Origin of the sequence: Snodgrassella sp. B3800 (assembly GCF_026535865.1) — a bacterium.
Taxonomy (GTDB): Bacteria; Pseudomonadota; Gammaproteobacteria; order Burkholderiales; family Neisseriaceae; genus Snodgrassella; species Snodgrassella alvi_E.
Genome location: NZ_JAFNPH010000015.1, coordinates 1 through 1998, shown reverse-complemented (window position 1 = coordinate 1998; position 1998 = coordinate 1). Strand labels below are relative to the sequence as shown.

Annotated in this window: 1 protein-coding gene and 1 pseudogene; both read right to left on the bottom strand. The window is 29.6% G+C overall.

The genetic code is table 11. The annotated features are described in order from the left end of the window. Positions 1-1171: hypothetical protein (locus J3U64_RS09880; RefSeq protein ID WP_267409110.1), on the bottom strand; the 1171-nt coding region annotated here is incomplete at its 3' end. Between the two features lie 561 nt (positions 1172-1732). Further along, positions 1733-1998: pseudogene (locus J3U64_RS09875) on the bottom strand (hypothetical protein); the annotation flags it as partial.

Genomic DNA, 1998 nt, shown 5'->3' with positions numbered 1-1998 from the left:
GATGATGGGTGTTCAGTGTTAGCCAGTATATAAATGATTTACCCTGTGCAGATTTATTGGCAGCTGATACATCATGCACAATATTATAATCACAAGCTCCGGGGAATGAATAACAAAATTTTATATTACTAAAATGTGGATAAAAATGTGCATCTTGCAAACCCATATACGGATACCATTCTTTACGGTTATACATCTTAGAAGAGGATCCATGAAAAGCTTGTATATCATAACCTTGTTTTTGTAATCTTACCGGAACACATTTTTTGAACTTATCAAACGGGCCTAGTTTAAAATTGGAACTTTTGGCTTTCAAATCACATAACTCTCGCAGCTCCCCCATTATGGTACTGTGGAGTGCTGGATTTTCACCCTGAGCAATTAGTTTTACATTGGGCAAATTCAGCAAAGGTGCTTTTACTGATGAATTAATAGCGCCATGTTCAGGTACAAAAGTACCCCATGATTCATTTAAAATGAATAGTATTTTTTTGGGGGGATGCTGCAAATTAATCTGTTTTTGTAACACACCTCCATGTGGCCAATCGTAAAACTCAGGGTTGACTTTTCTGAGCCAAAAAATTTGCATATTATATTTATAATTTTGAATAGTTTCGTAGTAACTGCCCCACCAACCAGTAGTCTTATAGCGATCAGAAAGATTAGTACCACGATAATCGTAAAAGCAAAATACAAACAATAAATATAATATAGATAATGGTAGAATCATTTGCGTTGTAGCAAAACGAACCAAATATTTGAAAATTAGAAATAAACTTAATATCAGATAACCAAAAATTAATCCTAAAATTATCCAATATAATTTTGGAGCTTGGGGAAGAAAATAAAGTAACCCAATGAATTCTGATAAATTTTCATAACGATAAAATTGCTTAATCCAATACAAAATGTCAAATATATAAATGCAAACGTAGGAGATGGTAAATAATAATATTGACCAATTTTTTCGCAAACACAATAATGGAATAATCCAAATGTATTCCAATACAACCACATACCGCTGGGAGTGAATCAATGCGTGTGATAACCAGAAAAAACCATTATTTATAATTAGATAAAAAGCGATAAAAAGCCATAACCGAAAAGAAAAATACTTATTAAATATATGTATTACTTTGGAAAATAAAGGGAAATGTACTTCAATATTCATCAATATTTCTTATATAAAGTTTAAATATGATCACATATAAATGAAATTTTCATAAATGATATCATATGAAAATTAAGACTGAAAATATATTTTGGATATTTACATTAATTCGAATATTTACTGACATTACGTACAAATATTTCCCCCCAATAAAACAATAAAGTAAAATCTAAAATAATATTAGTAAATATTATTTTAGAAAGAGATTGTCTATCAAAATTTTATAAGACTATAAATTTCAATACTTTAATTTAGAAAATATCTGTAATTTCATTATCATTTATAGTAAATTGCAATGTACAAACCCACTGGTTCCCAGTACCCATTTCTATAGTCAAAATCTTTTAAAATATATAAATTTTTTATAACATTAAGGCATCAATAAAAATATTGGGCGAAGGATTTTTTTACCCATACTTTCGCTTTAAATAATTTTTGCAACTATTATGGATTTGGAAATTTAAAAATTAAAGGCGATAAAAACTGTAAGGTACCCTTTATTACTAATTTAGAAGTAATTACACAGGTTACCTTACAAAATTTAGTTAAATATAAACTATTTCAATTTACTCGTACGTGAATATATGGCACAGAATCAGGCTTAAAACTGTCTTTATATTTATCTAACATAATAGGAGGGCTATGATCACCTACAACTACGATGTCAGTGTCCTTAAATCCTCCGGCTTTTATTTCATCAGCAAGTACCTGAAAAAACTGATGTTGAAGATTCAAATTCCGACATGCTTCTTGTCTTCCATTAAATAATGGCTGATGGCAATCATAAGTATTCGCTCCCAACATATCCAGCTCAGAATAAGGATGAT